12 protein-coding genes are annotated in these 18,190 nt (G+C 60.7%); 5 read left to right on the forward strand and 7 right to left on the reverse strand.

What is annotated here, in order from left to right:
• Nucleotides 1-47: 47 nt before the first annotated feature.
• From PH558_RS24065 to PH558_RS24095, 7 genes are all read right to left on the reverse strand, one after another.
• Nucleotides 48-1,172, reverse strand: coding sequence for a M24 family metallopeptidase (locus PH558_RS24065; RefSeq protein ID WP_285207012.1), 1,125 nt, complete (start codon nucleotides 1,170-1,172; stop codon nucleotides 48-50).
• A 6-nt stretch (nucleotides 1,173-1,178) separates the two neighbouring features.
• A complete protein-coding gene (locus tag PH558_RS24070) occupies nucleotides 1,179-2,399 on the reverse strand; it encodes a M20 family metallopeptidase (protein WP_285207013.1) in 1,221 nt (406 codons plus the stop codon).
• A 12-nt stretch (nucleotides 2,400-2,411) separates the two neighbouring features.
• Entirely contained in the window at nucleotides 2,412-4,064 is a 1,653-nt protein-coding gene (locus tag PH558_RS24075; RefSeq protein ID WP_285207014.1) for a dipeptide ABC transporter ATP-binding protein, read from the reverse strand.
• 1 nt (nucleotide 4,065) lies between these two features.
• Nucleotides 4,066-4,896 carry an ABC transporter permease gene (locus PH558_RS24080; RefSeq protein WP_285207015.1) on the reverse strand — a complete coding sequence of 277 codons (831 nt, stop codon included), beginning with the start codon at nucleotides 4,894-4,896 and terminating at the stop codon, nucleotides 4,066-4,068.
• On the reverse strand, nucleotides 4,889-5,836 hold the full coding sequence (locus tag PH558_RS24085; RefSeq protein WP_069614361.1) for an ABC transporter permease: 948 nt from the start codon (nucleotides 5,834-5,836) through the stop codon (nucleotides 4,889-4,891). The genes PH558_RS24080 and PH558_RS24085 overlap by 8 nt, the downstream gene beginning before the upstream one ends.
• Before the next feature lie 118 nt (nucleotides 5,837-5,954).
• A complete protein-coding gene (locus PH558_RS24090) occupies nucleotides 5,955-7,505 on the reverse strand; it encodes an ABC transporter substrate-binding protein (RefSeq protein WP_285207016.1) in 1,551 nt (516 codons plus the stop codon).
• A gap of 12 nt (nucleotides 7,506-7,517) precedes the next feature.
• Nucleotides 7,518-8,840, reverse strand: coding sequence for a M20 family metallopeptidase (locus PH558_RS24095; RefSeq protein WP_285207017.1), 1,323 nt, complete (start codon nucleotides 8,838-8,840; stop codon nucleotides 7,518-7,520).
• A 131-nt stretch (nucleotides 8,841-8,971) separates the two neighbouring features.
• On the opposite strand from PH558_RS24095, the gene PH558_RS24100 reads away from it, so the two are divergent.
• From PH558_RS24100 to PH558_RS24120, 5 genes are all read left to right on the forward strand, one after another.
• Nucleotides 8,972-9,727 (forward strand): GntR family transcriptional regulator, encoded by a 756-nt coding sequence (locus PH558_RS24100; RefSeq protein ID WP_285207018.1) that lies wholly within the window; start codon nucleotides 8,972-8,974, stop codon nucleotides 9,725-9,727.
• A 515-nt stretch (nucleotides 9,728-10,242) separates the two neighbouring features.
• Nucleotides 10,243-10,443 carry a hypothetical protein gene (locus PH558_RS24105; protein ID WP_095438120.1) on the forward strand — a complete coding sequence of 67 codons (201 nt, stop codon included), beginning with the start codon at nucleotides 10,243-10,245 and terminating at the stop codon, nucleotides 10,441-10,443.
• 295 nt (nucleotides 10,444-10,738) lie between these two features.
• Nucleotides 10,739-11,623: a helix-turn-helix domain-containing protein gene (locus tag PH558_RS24110; RefSeq protein WP_285207019.1), complete on the forward strand. Its 885-nt coding sequence runs from the start codon at nucleotides 10,739-10,741 to the stop codon at nucleotides 11,621-11,623.
• 313 nt (nucleotides 11,624-11,936) lie between these two features.
• Complete coding sequence (locus PH558_RS24115; RefSeq protein WP_285207020.1) at nucleotides 11,937-12,386, forward strand: hypothetical protein; 450 nt, start codon at nucleotides 11,937-11,939, stop codon at nucleotides 12,384-12,386.
• The gene (locus PH558_RS24120) at nucleotides 12,383-18,184 is read left to right on the forward strand and encodes a YadA-like family protein (protein ID WP_285207022.1); all 5,802 of its coding nucleotides are present in this window, start codon (nucleotides 12,383-12,385) and stop codon (nucleotides 18,182-18,184) included. Before PH558_RS24115 ends, PH558_RS24120 begins: the two co-directional genes overlap by 4 nt.
• Nucleotides 18,185-18,190 lie beyond the last annotated feature (6 nt).

Below are 18,190 nucleotides of genomic sequence, written 5' to 3' on the forward strand. Positions count from 1 at the left end.
CTCGGCACGGCCTCACCGCGGCAGGCCTTTCGCGTGTCGGCCAGATGTTATTTAGCCAAACCGAGGAGGTGGCGCGGCGTCATCGTCAGCCGCCTTCCGCCCTCCGGCGTAACGACTACCGTCTCGCTGAATCCAAGTCTGGCGGCTGTCGCGTAGACATGGAAAACCATGCCTTCCTCCAGCGGCCAATTCGCACCCGGCAGAAAAACCCGGGAGAAATCGCTGGTGCGCGGCGTGCGGGTATAGAGACCAAGCGTATAGGCCGTTACATTGTCGTAACGCTGTCTCAGTCCTGACGACAAGAGACCCTGACGGACAATGGCATCCACATCGCAGGCAGTAGCGCCCGGCTTCATGGCTTCGATTTGCCGATCTTGCAATGCGATAATGCGCGAGGCGATATCCTGGAGCCTTGCCGATGCAGTGCCGATGACGATCGGCCGCATGAGACGGGCACCATAGCCGCCCACGCGCGGAATAAGCTCCACGTGCAGAATATCGCCTGCGTCAAGCAATTCACTCTTGAAAGAGCCGTGCAGGAATTGGTGGTCGCCGCTGGCCTTGACGATCGGACCGGTTTCGCCGCTATCAGCACCTTCAAGCAGGAAGGTGGCGGCCGCGGTTGCAGCAGCCGTACGGGTCGAAGAGCCGGCCCGCGTGTTCTGCGCTATCGCCAGCATGGCCCTGTCGGCGATGCCTGCCGCTTGCTTCAGAACGGCAATCTCGCGAGCCGATTTGATCCATCGCAGACTGTCGCTGATACCGGGAAGAGCGACGAATTGCGCTTGGGGCAGGTACGCCCGAAGCTTGGCCGCCGTATCGGCGCTGAAGCTGTAGGAGGCGAAGTCGGCGCCGATGCGCGCGCTGGCGAAACCTCGAGCATGGATGCTGCCGGCGATCGCCTCGTATGGATTGGTCGTATCGCCAAACCCGATGATATCGGAAATCCAGGTTTTTCCCCTGCACGGTGCTTCGTCGAGCTCGCGCAGGACGAACCAGGGCGCACCGTGTCGCGGAAGAAGGGCGGCACGGTACATGGTTTCCGAAACGGTATAGCCGGTAAGCCAGGCAAGGAGCTCACCGCTGTCGATCAGGAGGAGATCGACGGCGGCAGCGTCCATGGCGGCATGTGCCTTGGCGATACGCCAATCATATTCGTCACGAGGAAACATGCGGTCTCAGGCAACCTCGCAAATGTCGAGAATGGTGAGCATGTAGACGCGGATCATGTCGAGATAGTCGACGATGTCGACGCGTTCGTCCGGCATGGTGTTGTACCGACCGCCTGGTCCGCAGACGATGCCTTCCATGCCGAGCTCATGGTAGAGATGGCCGGCATCCGTTCCGTAAAAACGTGTGGGCGTAATGGCGCCCGTCGGCTGCGTCTCGCCGCGGACAGTCTCATAGGCGGCGTTGATCGAGGTCACGATGCGTGAGGTCGGCGAGACTTCGAAAGGAGGCATCAGGGGACGGCCTTCGATCATCTCAGGCACCAGCTTGGCTTTCAGGCCGGGAAAGCGCTTTTCGAGCTCGACCAATTCCGCCGCGAGATCGGCAAGGACGCCATCCTGTGTCTGGCCGGGTGCATAGCGGGCCGAACCTCGGATGCGAACGAAGTCGGAAACCTGCGGCGGGCGCCATTCCTCCAGCTCACGCCCGAGCGCACCGTGGACGACGCCGACATGGCCGCGATTGATCGAGCGGTGCACGTCGCTTCTCGCGCCGTTGAAGGTCATGGCGTTGATACGCGGGATGAGATCGCAGGCGGCGGCGATGGCGTCGACCGATTGTTCGCGTTTGGACAGGTGCCGCGTGTCGCCGGTCAGCTCGATCACGAAGCTTAGCGCGGCGGCATGCATCGTCACGGCGGCAAGATCGCTCGGCTCACTGTTGATGAAATAGTCGGCCTTGACGCCGTTGCGGATGGCGGCAAGCGTTCCGACGCCGCCCTGAAGTTCGCCGACGACATAGGTCAGGATGACGTCGCCCTTCAATTTGACGCGGGCGTCGAGCAAGGTCTTGACCGCGCAGAAATAGGCGGCGTCCCCTGCCTTCATATTGGAGACGCCGATACCGTAGATGAATTTGTCGTCGACGAGGCCGCCCCACGGATCGACGGTCCAGCCCTCGGTGACCGGATTGGTGTCGAGATGGCCGTTGAAGAGCAGGCTCTTGCCGCCGCCGGTTCCCTTCAGGCGTCCGATCGCATTGAAACGCTCGCCATTGTCGAAGGGTTGCAGTTCGGACTGAAGTCCGATCGCCTCCATCTGGCGCGCCATGATGCGCGCAAGCTCGCGTTCACCTTCGGTCTGGGAATGGCTCTTCTGACGAACCATCATCGACAGGAAGTCGAGGCAGCTCTTCTCATCGATTGCTCCGATGAGCGATTTCGGGTCCATTTTTGATGCTCCTTAGAAGTCTCGTTCTGTAGGTGCGGTGCCGGCAGGCGTCGGAACTGCAGCAAGCAGCCGGCGCGTATAGTCGGCCCGCTCGGGGCTGGTGATGTCTTCCGCCGGCACGACTTCGAGGAGATCGCCGCGATACATCACCGCGATGCGGTGGGCGATCTGGCGAATGAGGTTGAGGTCGTGGGTGATGAAGAGAAAGGCGGTGGAATGCTCGCGATGCAGTTCCAGCAGCAGCTCGATGATGGAGGCCTGCACCGAGACGTCGAGCGCGGAGGTGATCTCGTCGCAGATCACCAGCTTCGGTCTGGACGCGAAGGCGCGCGCGATCGCGACGCGCTGCTTTTCGCCGCCGGAGAGCTGATGCGGATAGCGATCGGCATGGCTGCGCGGCAGGCGCACCTGCTCGAGCATGTCGCCGATCCGTTGGGCGATGGCGCCGTTTTCGTCTTCGCCATAGAGTTTCAGCGGCCTCGCCAGGATTTCGCGGATCTTCTGGCGCGGATTGAGCGAGGCATCCGGATGCTGGAAGATCATCTGGACGTTCTTGCGATAGGCCCTGTCCATGTCGGCAAGGCTCGCAATCGTCCGCCCGGCGAACGTCATTTGGCCCTCGAACGGATTGAGCCCGGTCATTGCCTTGGCAAGTGTCGATTTGCCGGAGCCGGATTCGCCGACGATGCCGAGGATCTCCCCCGGCTGCACGCTGAGGCTAACGGCACGATTGCCAGCGAAGCGCTCGAAGGAGCGGCCGGTCAGCGCCGACAGGAACGGCTTGCGGCCGTAGTGCACGCTGACATTCTCGACCTTCATCAACGGCTGGTCCCGATAGGACGGGCGCGTCTGCGTCCGGCGGTCGCTCGGTCGAGGGGCTGCGGCGATCAGCTGACGCGTATAATCATGCTGTGGCGCATTGAAGATGTCATCGACCGTTCCCTCCTCGACGATTTCGCCGTGGCGAATGACGGCAACGCGTTTTGCGGTGCGCGACAGCAAGGCGAGGTCATGCGAGATATAAAGCGAGGCGACGCCGGTTTCGGCCTGCAGATCCAGGAAGAGGTCAAGGATCTGACGGGAGGTGATGACGTCGAGTGCCGTGGTCGGCTCGTCGAAGATGATGCATTCCGGATTGCAGGCAAAGGCGGTGGCGATGACCACGCGCTGCTTCTCACCGCCCGATGCTTCATGCGGCATGCGCTTCATCATCTCCGCGGGGTTCTTGAGGCCGACGCGATCCAGCATGGCTTCGCCCTCACTCCACGCCTGCCTTGCGGTCAGGCCGCGATGGCGCCTCAGCGTTTCCGTGAGCTGCGTGCCGAGCGAGAGCGTCGGGTTGAGCGAGGTGCCGGGGTCCTGGAACACCATGCTGATCCGCTTCCCCCGTATGCGATGGACCTCGGCCGGCAACTTTGCCGTCAAGTCCTCGCCGCGAAGCCGGATGTCGCCGCCGACCTCACGGGCATTTGCCGGCAGATAGCGCATGATCGACCAGGCCATCGAGGTCTTGCCGGAGCCGGACTCGCCGACGAGACCGAGAATTTCGCCGGCACCGACTTGGAGATCGATATTCTTCAGCGCATGAAATACGCCGCCCGCCGTCAGATAGTCGAGTGAATAATTGCGGACCTGTAGGACGGTATTGGTTGCCGTTTCTGTCATCTCAGCCTCCGGTGCGCGGGTTCAGCGCGTCGCGCAGGCCGTCGCCGAGAAGATTGAAGCCGATGGCGACAATGGCGATCGCGAGGCTCGGCCAAATCAGGATGCCGGCGCTGAGGTGCATGTATTGTCTCGCCTCCGAGACCATCAGGCCCCATTCGGTGGCGGGCGGCTGGGCACCGAGCCCAAGGAAGCTCAGCGTCGCGAACAGCATGACGGCGAAGGAAACGCGAATCGTCGTTTCCACCACGATGGGTGCCACGACATTTGGCAGCATTTCACGCAGGATGATGTAACGCGAGCTTTCGCCGCGAGCGATCGCCGCGCTCACATAGTCCTGCTTGCGCACGGCAAGGGCTACGCTGCGAGTGATGCGCGCCATGCCCGGCGCGAAGGCGACGGCAACGGCGACCAGTGCATTGATGCTGCTGGACCCGAGCAGATTGACGATCAGCAGCGCGAACAGGAGGTTCGGGATCGCCATGATCGCGTCGATGGTGCGCATGATGAATTCATCGGCGCGGCCGCCCAGGAAGGCGGATACCGTGCCGATGAAGGCTCCGGCAATGGTGCCGGCAAGCGTGGCGAAGACTGCCATCGTCACGGTCGAGCGCGCACCGAGCAGCAGGCGGCTCAGAATATCGCGGCCATACTGGTCCGTGCCGAGAAGAAAATTCGCGCTCGGCCCCTTATAGCGGGCAAGTATCGACATGGCTTCCGGATCGCGTGGAGCAAGCCACGGACCGAAGACGACGACGATGAAGACGAGGACGACCAGGATAAGGCCGACTGCGCCTTGCGGCGTGCGCAGCAGCCGTTTGAGAAGCTCAATCATACTGGATCCTCTTGTCGAGCCATGCGTAGAGAATGTCGGCGGCGAAATTGACGATGGAATAGGTCGCCGCCATGAGCAGCACGCCGGCCTGAATCGCGGGAAGGTCACGCGTCTGGATCGCGACGATCAACTGCCTGCCGATGCCGGGAAGGGCGAAGATTTCCTCGACGACGATGATGCCGCCAAGGAGATAGCCGACATCGAGCGCGACGACGGTGATGGTCGGCAGCAGGGCGTTGCGCAGCGCATGACCGAACAGCACTCTTGATGTGGAAAGACCCTTGAGCCGTGCCGCGCGGATGTAATCGGTATGCAGCACATCGACGAGTTCGGAACGCACCATGCGGGAAACATGCGCGATGAGGATGATCGACACCACGCAAACCGGCAGTACCAGGTGGGCAAGCCCGTCGAGAAAATTCTCGGTCAGCGGCACATAGCCCGTTGGCGGCAAAAGCTTCGCCCAATCGGCGACGAAGAGCACCGCAAGCGTCGCCGTCACGAATTCCGGCAGCGATACGCCGGCATAGGAGATGAGGCTGACGATCATGTCGGCGAGCTTGCCGCGCCGGATCGCAGCAAGCACACCGAGCGGTATGGCAAGCGCCAGCATCAAGGCGATGGAGAGCACGGCGAGCAGAAGCGAACGGCCGAGCGCCTGGAGCATGGCCGGCCCGACGGGCTGGCCGGTGCGCAGCGACTGGCCGAAATCGCCATGCAGAACACCGCCCAGCCAGTGCAGATATTGCAGCCAGACGGGATCGTTCAACCCCATCTGCTGGCGCAGTGCCTCAAGCGCCTGATCGGTAGCGTTCTCGCCCAGCATCATGACGGCGGCATCCGCCGGCAGGACCTGGGTGATCGCGAAGACGACGAGCGACACGATGAAGAGCGTGTAAACGATCATCAAAAGCCGCTTCAGGAGATAGTTCGGTGACAAGGGCCATTCCCTGGCGTTGGAGCGACCGGTCGCTTCAACATAAGCGCCGATCTTCTTGCTATGGGATGCGCCGCGAAGGTCGTTGGCCTCGCGACGCTCATTCAGCTCGTAGGTGCCGTCAGCTCCGCTTCGGCGCCTTGTCGGTCAAGGAGACGTAATCGAGACGGAAGACGGAAGCGCGCGGATGGACCTCGAAACCGGCGACCCAATCTCGCTTGGCGGCGAGAACATCGAAGAAGACCGGAATGATGGAAGGAACGTCCTCATTCATCAGCTTCTGCGCCTCGGCATAAAGCTCCTTGCGCTTGGCTTCGTCGGTGATGCCGCGGGCTTGGTTGACGACCTTGTCGAAGGCGGCATTGTTCCAGCGCGTTTCATTCCAGGCGGCATCGGAGGTGTAGAGAAGCTTGAAGATCGCATCCGCCGTCGGCTGCATATTGTAGAAACCGACATAGAAGCCACCCTTCTTCCACACCTGTTCCAGATAGGTCGCGTGCGGCATCGTCTGGACGTTGATAGTGATGCCGGCTTCCTTCGCCATCTCGCGCAGGGCAACGGCGAACTGGGTGCGCTGGCTCGGCTTGTCCGATGCAATCAGCGTCGCCTCGAAGCCGTTCGGATAACCCGCCTCGGCGAGCAGCTTCTTGGCTTCCTCGATATTGGCCTGGCGCAGCGGCAGGTCGGCATAGAAGCGATAGGAGGAATTGAGAGCGGTATCGTTGCCCGGCGTGCCGAAGCCTTCGGTGACGAAGTCGACCATCGCCTGCCGGTCGACGGTGAGCGCCAGTGCGCGGCGCACGCGCGCATCGTTGAAGGGCTTTGTGTCGCAGCCGAAATTGATGTTGCAGAACTGGCCGGAAGGGACGCGCAACGGATTGACGCCTTGCGCATCCTTCATCCGCAGATATTCGGTCGGCTGCACGGTCGAAATGATGTCGATATCGCCGGCAAGCAGGGCCGAGGTCTGCGCCGAGGTATCCGGAAAGACCTGGATTTCGACGCGATCGAGATAGGGACGCTTCGGATCGTAATAATCGGGATTGCGCTCGACGACGATCAGACGGTCGGGTTCGTAGGAGACAAGCTTGAACGGGCCGGTGCCAATGGCTGTCGTCGACAGCTTCTTGAAGTCTCCTGTGGCGATGGAGGCCGGGATGATGCGCGCGACTGTATAGGCTGTCGCCACTGGGAAGTCGGCGTAAGGGGTCGAAAGCTTAAAGACGACCGTCAGCGGATCGGCTGCGATCACATCGGCGATGGGGCCGACATTGTTGAGTGCCGGCGAAGCATTTTTCGGATCGCGGATCGCCTTGAAGCTCTGGACGACATCGTTGGCGGTCAGCGGCGACCCGTCATGGAACTTGACGCCGCTGCGAAGCTTGAAGGTCCATTCCGTCAGCGCATCATTGGCGCTCCAGCTTTCTGCGAGATCCGGCTCAACCGACATATCGACCTTCAGCCGGGTCAGATTGCTGTAGAGCAGCTCGGTGACCATGTATTCCGGGTTGACGCGTGTCAGCAGCGGATGGATCACGCTTGCGGCCTGATCGACGGAAATGCGCAATGTGCCGCCCTTGGCTGGAGCGGCGGCTTGAGCAAGGCCGATGGCAGGCGTTGCCAGAATGGCGGCGGTGCTCGCCAGGAAATGACGGCGATTCAGCTTCAGCATTGGAATGTTCCCTTATTTTGATGGTGCGTGTTCTGGAATGAGGCCGGTCTCAAAGTCGCGGGCGAGATAGGCAAGGATGCTCTGTGCCAGCGCGATGATATCCGTGGTCGTCGTATGTTCGTCGGCGCTATGGATGCAGCTCTCCGGACGCCCAAGGCCGCCGAGCAGGACTTCCTGCATCGCACCCGTTTGCTGCACGTAGCCAAAGTCCGAGCAGCTGGCGGCACCCCATTTTCTGAAATCGGAATCCTGATAGCCGAAGCCGAGACTGAGAGCCTTCTGCCAGCGCGGCCAATGCGGACCGTCCGGATCTGAGGTCGGAATGAGATGGCCGACAAGATCGATCTCGACGTGCAGCTCGGGCGATCTTGCCATGACGGTGCGCACGAGCTCTTCGATTTCAGCCCTTGCCGTTTCGTAACTCTCCTCGGGCGCGTAACGACGGCTGACGAGGATCTTCAGCTCCGCAGGAACCTGTCCTCCTGACGTGCCGCCATTGATGGCGGCGATGGAAAGCTGTGGCCGCAGCGGTCCGCTCGCATGCGGCGGCGCCGGCAAGGCGGATGCGAAGGCGGCCACTTGTGGCTTCAGGGCATGCAAGGCATTCAGAAGAGGAAGGGCTCCGTCAATGGCGTTGATGCCCGAGCCGGTGCGATTGCCTTCGCCCGCGTGAACGGCGTGACCGCGAATAGTGATCTGAAGATTGAATACGCCGAAGCAGCCCGCCCAGATGCGCGGTGCCGCCGAACCGTTGAAATTGACGATGTGTCCCTTGAGCATACCCTGTTCGGCGAGATATCGGATTCCCGGATAGAGGCCGCCTTCCTCATCGGTGCAAAGGAGCAGCATCGGATCGTAGGCGAGCTCGACCCCACAAGCATCGGCGGCACGCAGCGCAAGGAGCGTCGCCGCGATGGTACCTTTCATGTCCGCAGCTCCAAGCCCGAAGAGGCGTTCGCCTTCGCGGCGCAGACGAAGTGGATCCTGTTGCCAGGCAGGGGCGGCCGGAACCGTGTCGACGTGGTAGTACAGCCCGCAAACCGGCTTGTTGCCGGATCGCTCGGCGATGAGATTGACCCGCGCCCCTTGGGCTGGGCCATTGCTGACCTGCCACAGCTCTTCCGGCAGGGTGACCTGCCGGCAATGAAAGTCCATGGGTTCCAGCAGGCTCGACATCAGCTCTGCAAAAGCCGGATAGCCGTCGCCGGGCGGAAAAGAGGTGTCGATCGCGATCATTCGTGCGAGGTCGCCGACAGCGCTTTCGACGTTCTCTTCGATAGCTTTCAATGCGCTTGCAAATGGCTCCTCGAAAGATGACAAGATTTGATTGCGCATGATCGAATTCCGAAAAAGACGCGCAGAAACACATGGAGGTCCCGCACTCGCATTTATATAAACTATATAGTAATGATGCTGCCGCTCCGGCTTCGAGTCAACTCCAAATAAGAGGCAAATAATTGCGCGAAATGCCCAAATTTTCAGCAGATGCGCCGCGTGCATCCGAGCTCTCCGTTCCCCTTTACGAAATCGTGAAACGTCAGATTACGGAGGCGATCATGATGGGCAAATGGTCGGCCGGGACCGTGCTGCCGAGCGAGATCGCGCTGTCGCAGAAGTTTGGAGTTGCAGTCGGTACGATCAGGCGTGCCCTCCAGGACTTGACCAATGAGGGCCTGCTCAGCCGCAGGCGCAAGACGGGAACCGTAGTCACCGGCCGCACCCCGCAGCACAGCCTGCGCTTTTTCTTCCAGTATTTTCGGCTGCATGGGCTCGACGGTTCGCTGCAAAACTCGACATCCGACATTCTTTCGCTGAAACGTCGTGGGGCAAACGAAGAAGAGCGAGCCGGACTGCGGCTTGAGGATGAGGCTGAAATCATCTCGATTCACAGGCTGCGCAGCGTCGGAGGCAAACCGGTCATGCATGAAGTCATGGCACTTCCGGCAAGCATGCTGCCGGAGTTTCCCGACAAGAAGGAGGAGATTCCCTCCCTTCTTTATCTCTTCCTTCTCGATCGCTATGGGATTCGCATTTCCGCCGTTAGAGAGCAGATTGCCGCCGATATGGCGACAGAGGAGGATTGCCAGCTGTTGCAGTTGAGCATGCCCAGCGCCGTGCTGACGATCGACGAAGTGGCCTATGATCAATCCGCGGTTCCGGTTCTCGTCGCAAAACATCGCGCGACGACCAGAAGCCATCGCTATGTGCACGAGGTTCAATAGCAGGCAAAAGCGTAGCTCTCCGGCACTGCGTTCCGGAGACCACGCCGCATTATCCCGCTGCGGGTGCACGCCATCTGTGCAAAATCGGAAGGCCCACCTGCGTTCCTGGCTGGAGAATCACTGAAAGACCGGAGTTGCCGGCGGCATCCTAGCGGCCGACGATAGGGCTGCGCTCGGTCGCGGTTTGAGTGTCTTAATGTGCAATTTGCGATTTCAAAGGCATAGGCCTCTTCGCTGGTATTCCCACCTGTCGATCAGCTTCGAAGATTTGCTCGGCATCTTGCAGCTCTTCCGCCAGGGTAGCAGAATAACTTCCGGTTTCTTGTATCACTTGCGGCTCACTGGACGAGTTGCCCAATGATATAGAGTTAATGGTTGTAATGAAGTTTGGCTTGATTACAGCATAGCGATAGTGTGACTAGGTGCGGGGCTATTAAAATCTCGGGGCGTCCTTACGGATTTATTTTATGTTGGGAATGTGATAGCTGACATATATTAAGGCTGCGAGAGTGAGAATGGTAGAATTCAAATTTAGTGAACCACCTGTAGGAAATGGTGCGGACGACATTTCAAGCGAGTGCCAACGCCAATTGCAGCCTATTGTTAGTGAAATCGTTCGGGCCGCAGCGGCAGCTGGATGGAATCAGAAAGATGTTCTTCTCGCGATGGTGGATGTCGCTTGGGACTTATATGAAAAGCGTCGAGGCGATCTTTAACGGTCGCAACGCTCCGCCGCGAACTGCCTCCATATCCTCTACGATCAGGTACCGAAGGCCGCAGGATCCGTTCAACCGGACTAGAAAGTGACGCGCCCTGCCGGCTCATACTTTCTTTACCATCCGCATATCTCCCCTTCCCAACTCGGTAAATTATACTATTTAATCTTGCGCAATAAGCTGGTTTGCGGCGGTATCCGGCAGGCAGTGTTGGGAAAATGAGATCTCAAATGACGTTGGGATCAAGTCTGCTTGTTAGTATTTGCATGATTTCGTTCGGGCGGGGCGATGAAGAATGGACTACGCGGTTGAGGTACGGGAACGTACCGATCGATACGTGTTCGATATAATTCCTGAAAGTGCAGGTCCGAGAAAGGCCACCATGCGCGGGAGCGTTATCAATTCCGTGCGCGAGCCCGGATCACAGACGTTCTTGGCCAAAGAACATGCCGTCGGAATTGTGTTGAGCCCTATGCGCAAGTTGAGAGCCTCTCTCGGCAGCGACAGAATCACGGAATATGATGCACCTGTCGGATGTATCGTGATTAACCCCGCAGGCGTGGACAGCACTCTTGCCTGGTCGGAAACCAGGGAAAATCTGGTCGTCGCAATTCCCCCCCAAATTCTGTCCGAGCTGGCACTGCAGGAGTTTGATCTTGCCAACGTCGAACTCGAGCCTCCAGCATTCGGCACCGTCGATCCTATCGCCCTCGGCATAGCGCAGAGGATTTCCGTCGAGCTAATCGGGAAAGCAACTCCGAATGAACTCTATCTGGATTCATTGGTTACGCTGTTCAGTACACATCTTCTCCGTACCTATGCGAACAATATGAGACAGCTTCCGTCGCCCAGGGGAGGGCTCTCCGCCAAAAGCGCTCGACGCGTGGAAGAGTATCTTCGCGAACATTTCACCGAAAAGGTTCACGTTGCTGAACTTGCGGCGGTCGCTGGCATTTCGCCTAACCATTTCATCGTGAGGTTCGCCAAGACCTTTGGCATGCCTCCACACCGGTATCTGATAAATCTGCGCCTGGATCTTGCGGAAAAGCTGCTCGCCGAAGGTGAAATCGCGATTGCGGAAATTGCCTATATGGCGGGATTTTCGGATCAAAGCCATCTGGCGACCACGATGAAGAGATATCGGGGACGGACGCCGACAGAGCTTCGATACATGCGATAACTGCACGGGTTTGAACGCAAGCCCCGAATCGTCCCAAGCTAACTCGAATATTCCGAGACTTATGGTTTTCCGCGCGCCAACCGAGAGGTGCATCGCGGGGGACCGGTGTTTTTCCGCTCATGCGGCAGAAGAGATTTTTCGAAATGGAAAGAACCGTTTGATGCCGATCATCAGACGGTTCGCCTCTTCTTGCGGAACAGCCTTAGGTTAAGTGTGGCAAAGTGGTTACACCTGCAACCGGCTAAGCAAAAAACCGTAATTTCCTAAAAAAAATCCGGAATTTTCTAAAATACCGTTGTGCTGAAATAAGGCCATGTTCGTGGTGGTAACCATCCGGTGCTCTATGGACATTCAATTCCCTGAATTTGAAATCTTTGCTCCGAAGATCGAGGTAGCCTGGACTGCCTTGCAAGACCGATATGCAAGCCGCCTGAGCGGCGCGGAGGTCGATTATCTATTTGCTTGCCTGGTCTTCGGTTTGACCTCTCCCGCTTATGGGGAAGGCGAGCCGCTATTCCATTTCGATGTCTGCCGCGCCTTGGTGACGATGAAGCTCCCTCCCGATCGGGCCGACGCAGCATTGTATTCCGTTCCGGTATCGACGCAGCCATGGGTCGATACCGTCCGCGAACAGCTCGAAAGCCAGGCGGCGAAAATGGGTCACGCGCTTCAGCAAGCGCACAATTTCAACGACGACGCAGCCGCAGATGCGGGTTCACGCGTGCTCGGTCGTCCAGATAGCAGCGAGGAGAAAGCAGCATGAACGAGTGCGTTGGGGAACATCTGCAGACTAAATCTCGTACCGGATTTGTTGAAAGCTTCGTTTCAGCCGATCGCACCGATCGGTCGCTTCGCCGTCGCCTGATGGCCGTACTGCGGATGGCCTCTCTTATTCTCGGCATGCGCCGCAAGGACATAGGCCTCGGGTTGCTAGGTGCCGGCGGGAGCTTGCGTTCGGCAAGCGTGATCGGCGGCCTCGCCGCGCTCACCGCGTTAAGCCTTTTCTCGCCTGCGCAGGCGCAATATGCCGCCGGCGGCGGAACCGCGACGGGCGGCAACTCCGTCGCCATCGGCAACGCTGCTAAAGCGAATAACCCGAACAGTATAGCGTTGGGCACCTCCAATAGCGCAACGGGCGATGCTTCGATCGCCATCGGCTATTCGATGAGTGTTAATGGTCTCAACGCCATAGGCATGGGCGTCTTCGCGAACGCGACCGGTGTCAATGCCCTTGCCGTGGGCGGGAACGCTCGCGCATTGGCGGACGGAGCTTCGGCTTATGGTGTCAACACCACTGCAAACGGAGCCAACGCGCTTGCTCTCGGCTCGACAGCCACCGCTTCGGGTGGCGCCTCGATAGCAGTTGGGTTGTCCTCTAACGCCTCATCGTCAAACGGTGCCGCCATTGCCATGGGCGTAGGCTCTAAGGCTAACGCTGGAACAGGCGGCGGCTCTCCGATTGCCATCGGTACGAATGCCAATGCAAGCGGCACCGCTCCTTCCGGCTTCACGTTCGAGTCTATTGCGTTAGGCTCCGCTGCGACCGCCACGGGAGCATGGGCGAATGCGGTTGGTTCGAGCTCATCTGCGACAGGGACCGGAGCCAGCGCCTTCGGTACGTCGGCCACTGCGTCGGCCAACCAGTCCACAGCGGTCGGAAACGGGGCAACTGCTTCCGCCTTAAGGGGCTCGGCGATGGGCTATCTCGCCGCCGCCTCGAACACCGATACTATCGCTCTCGGCACGTCCGCCGCTGCATCGGGGACCAACTCAATCGCCATTGGCCCTACCACTGTTGCCTCGGGAGCCTTTGGTGTTGCCTTGGGTAACCAGGCGCAGACGCTCGCTGACGGCGGCGCTGTTGCGATAGGCTCGGGCGCAGTCGTCGCAAGCGGAGCGACCTCTGGCGTTGCTCTCGGTAACAATGCAAATGCCGCCTCCAACTTATCCACCGCGGTCGGTGCCGGGGCGAATGCCTCAGGGACTGGGGCCGCATCCCTGGGATTCAATGCACGGGCGACTGCCATTAATGCGGCGGCGTTCGGTGCGAATGCCGCCGCGAGCCAGTCAAACACCTTGGCTTTGGGCGAGTCTTCCGCCGCTAGTGGTGTGAGCAGCACAGCAATCGGCGGCGGGTCGGTCTCCAGCGGGACTCAAGCGATCGCTTTGGGCATTAATGCGAACGGAGGAGCCGCCAACGCAATGGCGATCGGAACAGCGGCCCAAGCAACCGGCAGCCAATCGACCGCCACAGGCTACCAGGCCGCAGCTTCGGGACCAGCAGCCACGGCTCTCGGCAGCACGGCCAATGCCTCCGGGCAAAACGCAACGGCGCTTGGCGCCGAAACCGTTGCAAGCGGCAACCAATCGGCGGCGGTCGGCCGCAATGCGCAGGCGACCGGCCTTGCTTCCAGTGCATTCGGCAATCTGGCGCAGGCGCAGGGCGATTACACGATTGCGGTAGGATCGGGCGCCGTGGGCGCGGGTCAGGCTTCGGTTTCCGTCGGTCAGGGCGCGGGGTCCGGTTCGACGACAGCTAACGCCAATTCCGTCGCCATGGGCACGGCGGCGGGCGGTCTCGTGAGCGGCGCACAGAACACCGCTATCGGTGGTGGTGTCGCTGGCAGCATGAGGGGCGCCGGCTCCGGCGTTACGGGAACGCGTAACGTTGCGCTCGGAACCGGGGACGGCACCGTTGCCTATGATGCTTCGGTGAATGCGGCCGCGGGTAATTTGGTGACGGGCAACGATAACGTCGCGATCGGCACCAATGCCGGTATCGGCGTTGCCAGCAACAAGACGACCTCGATCGGCTACAACGCCAATGTTACGGGAGACAACGGCATCGCCATCGGTTCGCAGGCAGCAGCCGGCTCTGCAGATGCCATCGCTATGGGCACCAATGCGGCGGCGTCTGGCGGCAAGGCGGTCGCCATCGGCGCGGGCAATTCCGCTTACGGTGACGGCGCGGTCGCGATCGGCGATCCGAGCTATGCGAGCGGCACCGGCGCCTTTACCGGCGGTGCCAACAATATCGCCAATAGCGATGGCACGGCGACCGCCACCAGCGCCAACCAGGCGGCCGGCGCAGTCGCGATCGGCAACAACAACAAGGCGATCGGCCAGGGCTCCGTCGCGCTCGGCAACGGCTCCACCGCAGGCGCTTCCGGCTTTGTCGGCAACGTCGCATTGGGTAACGGTGCAGCGGCGACGGCCAGTTCCGGCGACGTGGCGCTCGGTTCGGGCTCGTCGACCCTCGCGGCGGTCGGTACCGCCAGCGCCACGATCGGCGGTAATACCTACAACTTCGCCGGCACGACACCAAGCTCGACGGTCAGCGTCGGTGCGCTGGGTGCCGAGCGCACCATCACCAATGTCGCGGCGGGCCGGCTCAACAATGGTTCGACGGATGCCGTCAACGGCTCGCAGCTCTTTGCGACCAACCAGCAGGTTGACCTGAACACGACCGCGATCAACAACATCAACGCCGGTGTTGGCATCAAGTATTTCCACGCAAATTCGACGGCGGCGGACTCGTCGGCAACGGGTGCAGAATCCGTTGCGATCGGACCTCTCTCGACTGCGGCGGGGGCAAACGCCATCGCCGCCGGCAACAACGCGACCGCTTCCGGCCTCGATGCAGCGGCGTTGGGATACATATCCAAGGCCACGGGCGACTACAGCACCGCCATCGGCCCCAATGCCAATGCTACGGCCACATCGAGCACTGCGATCGGTCAGAACGCGTTTGCAACCGGCGTTCAGGCGAGCGCTCTCGGCGCAGGCGCGAATGCCGGCGGCGCAAATGCGCTGGCGCTCGGCGCTCTCTCTTCAGCCGGCAATGCAGGCGACGTCGCACTCGGCTCCGGCTCGGTGACCGATGTAGCGGTCGGCACCGCCAGCACCACGATCGGCGGCAATACCTACAACTTCGCCGGCACGACACCGGCCTCGACGGTGAGCGTCGGCGCGGTGGGCGCCGAGCGCACCATCACCAATGTCGCGGCGGGCCGGCTCAACAACGGTTCGACGGATGCTGTTAATGGCTCGCAGCTCTTCGCGACCAACCAGCAGGTTGACCTGAACACGACCGGCATCACCAATCTCAATAATACGATCACCAACATCACCACGGGCGGCGGCATCAAGTATTTCCATGCCAATTCCACTCTGCCGGACTCTCAAGCCCTCGGCACGGATTCGGTTGCCGTTGGTCCGAATGCGGTCGCCAACAATGCCGGTGACGTGGCCATCGGCCTGAATTCTCAGTCTGGTGCGACGACGGCGGTCTCGGGTGCCACCGTGGGCGGTACCGCCTATACCTTCGCAGGCACCACCCCGGCGGGCGCCTTCTCTGTGGGATCCGCCGGTGCGGAGCGTCAGATCCAGAATGTCGCGGCCGGCCAGCTCAATGGCGGCTCGACCGACGCGGTCAACGGCTCGCAGCTCTTTGCCACCAACCAGGCGGTCGACAGTCTCAACACGACGGTGACAACGATCGGCGGCAATCTGACCAATCTCGGCAATACGATCAACAACATCGCCGGTGACACCTCGACGACCTATACCGATGCAAACGGTAAGGGTATCCGGTATGTGCGCACTAATGACAGCACCCTCGCCGTCAGCGATTCCTCGGCTCAGGGCGTCGGTTCCACTGCCGTCGGCTATAACGCCACCTCTGTCGCCGACAATTCGCTCGCACTTGGGATGAATAGCCAGTCGACCATCGTCGGCGGTGTGGCCCTCGGCTCCGGATCGGTGGCCGATCGCGCCCTGGCTCCGGCCACCGGCCAGATCGCTGCTGGACCGACGAACTTCATTCAATACAACACGACGGACAAGACACTCTTGGGTGCTGTCTCGGTCGGTTCGAGCACGTCCTACCGGCAAATCATCAATGTCGCTGATGGTACCAGCGCGCAGGATGCTGTCACCGTTCGCCAGCTCCAGGGAGCCATCGCTTCGGTCGCAACGACACCGAGCAAATACTTCCATGCGAACTCGGCTGCCGGTGATTCTCTTGCTGTCGGTGCCGAATCGGTGGCGGTCGGTCCGACGACCGTCGTCAACGGCGACAACGGCATCGGCATCGGCAATGGCGCGGTCGTCGACCAGGTTGCTCCGGGCGGCACGGCTATCGGCCAGAATGCCCATGTCATGCTGGCTGATGGCGTTGCCCTTGGCACAAACTCGCTGGCTGCGGGCGTCCAATCGGTGGCTCTCGGCGCCGGCGCGCAGGCCAACAACATCAACAGCGTTGCTCTCGGCGCGCAATCCGTAACCACCGTGGGCGCTCAATCCGGCTACGCCGGCTTTGCGCTTACGAGCCCGCAAACCTCCGTCGGTGAAGTGTCGATCGGTTCGGCTGGATCGGAGCGCAAGCTGACCAATCTCGCAGCCGGTTCAGCCGATACGGATGCGGTGAATGTCAGCCAGCTCAAGGGGCTCGGCACCAACGTTACCAACCTGATCGGCGGCAACACGACGGTCAATCCGGATGGGTCGATCACCGGTCCGACCTACAATATCCAGGGCAACAACTACAGCACGGTCTATGATGCCTTCGGTGCAGTCGACAGCACGCTGACCAACATCACCAACGGCGGCGGCATCAAGTATTTCCACGCCAACTCGACGCTGGCGGACTCTCAAGCATCAGGCACCGATAGCGTTGCGATAGGTCCGCAGAGTGTCGCCAGCGGCGTGAGCAGCCTGGCAGCAGGACTTGGATCTACGGCGACAGGGCAGGGCGCGGTTGCCCTCGGCCAGGGGGCCCAGGCCAACAATGCCAATGATGTGGCCTTGGGCTCCGGTTCGTCAACGCAGGCTGCTGTCGGCACGTCCGGCACGGATATTCAGGGTCAGCACTACGACTTTGCTGGTACCACGCCAGTCGGAACAGTGAGTGTGGGTTCTCAAGGGGCTGAGAGAACCATCACCAACGTCGCTGCCGGCCGTATTTCTTCCGACAGCACCGACGCCATCAACGGATCGCAGCTTTATGCGACCAATCAGGCGATCGACAGCCTGCAGACGGGTGTCGGAACGATCACCAAGAACGCCGTCACCTATGACCTCAATCCCGACGGCAGCAAGAAGAACAGCATCACGCTGCAAGGCGGTGACGTGAATGCGCCGGTGGTCATTTCCAACGTCGGCAAGGGTGTCGCTCCCACGGATGCCGTGAACGTCGCTCAATTGGGTGATAGCATCACTCAGGTCAAATCCTATACGGACACGGCCGCCGCCACTACGCTGGCTTCTGCCAACAACTATACGGACCAGAAGTTCGGCCAGCTGAACCAGGAACTTGGGGACGTTCGTTCCGAGGCAAGGCAGGCGGCCGCAATCGGGCTTGCAGCGGCATCGCTTCGTTATGATGACCGTCCGGGCAAGGCGAGCGTGGCTCTCGGTGGCGGTGTCTGGCGAGGCGAGGGCGCGGTGGCCTTCGGCGCCGGTTACACTAGCGAGAACGGCCGCGTCCGGGCGAACTTGTCAGGTACGGCCGCCGGCGGACACGTGGGCGTCGGCGCTGGCGTCAGCTTCACCTTGAATTGAGGCCGT

It is taken from the genome of Rhizobium pantanalense (assembly GCF_030182525.1).
Lineage (GTDB): Bacteria > Pseudomonadota > Alphaproteobacteria > Rhizobiales > Rhizobiaceae > Rhizobium.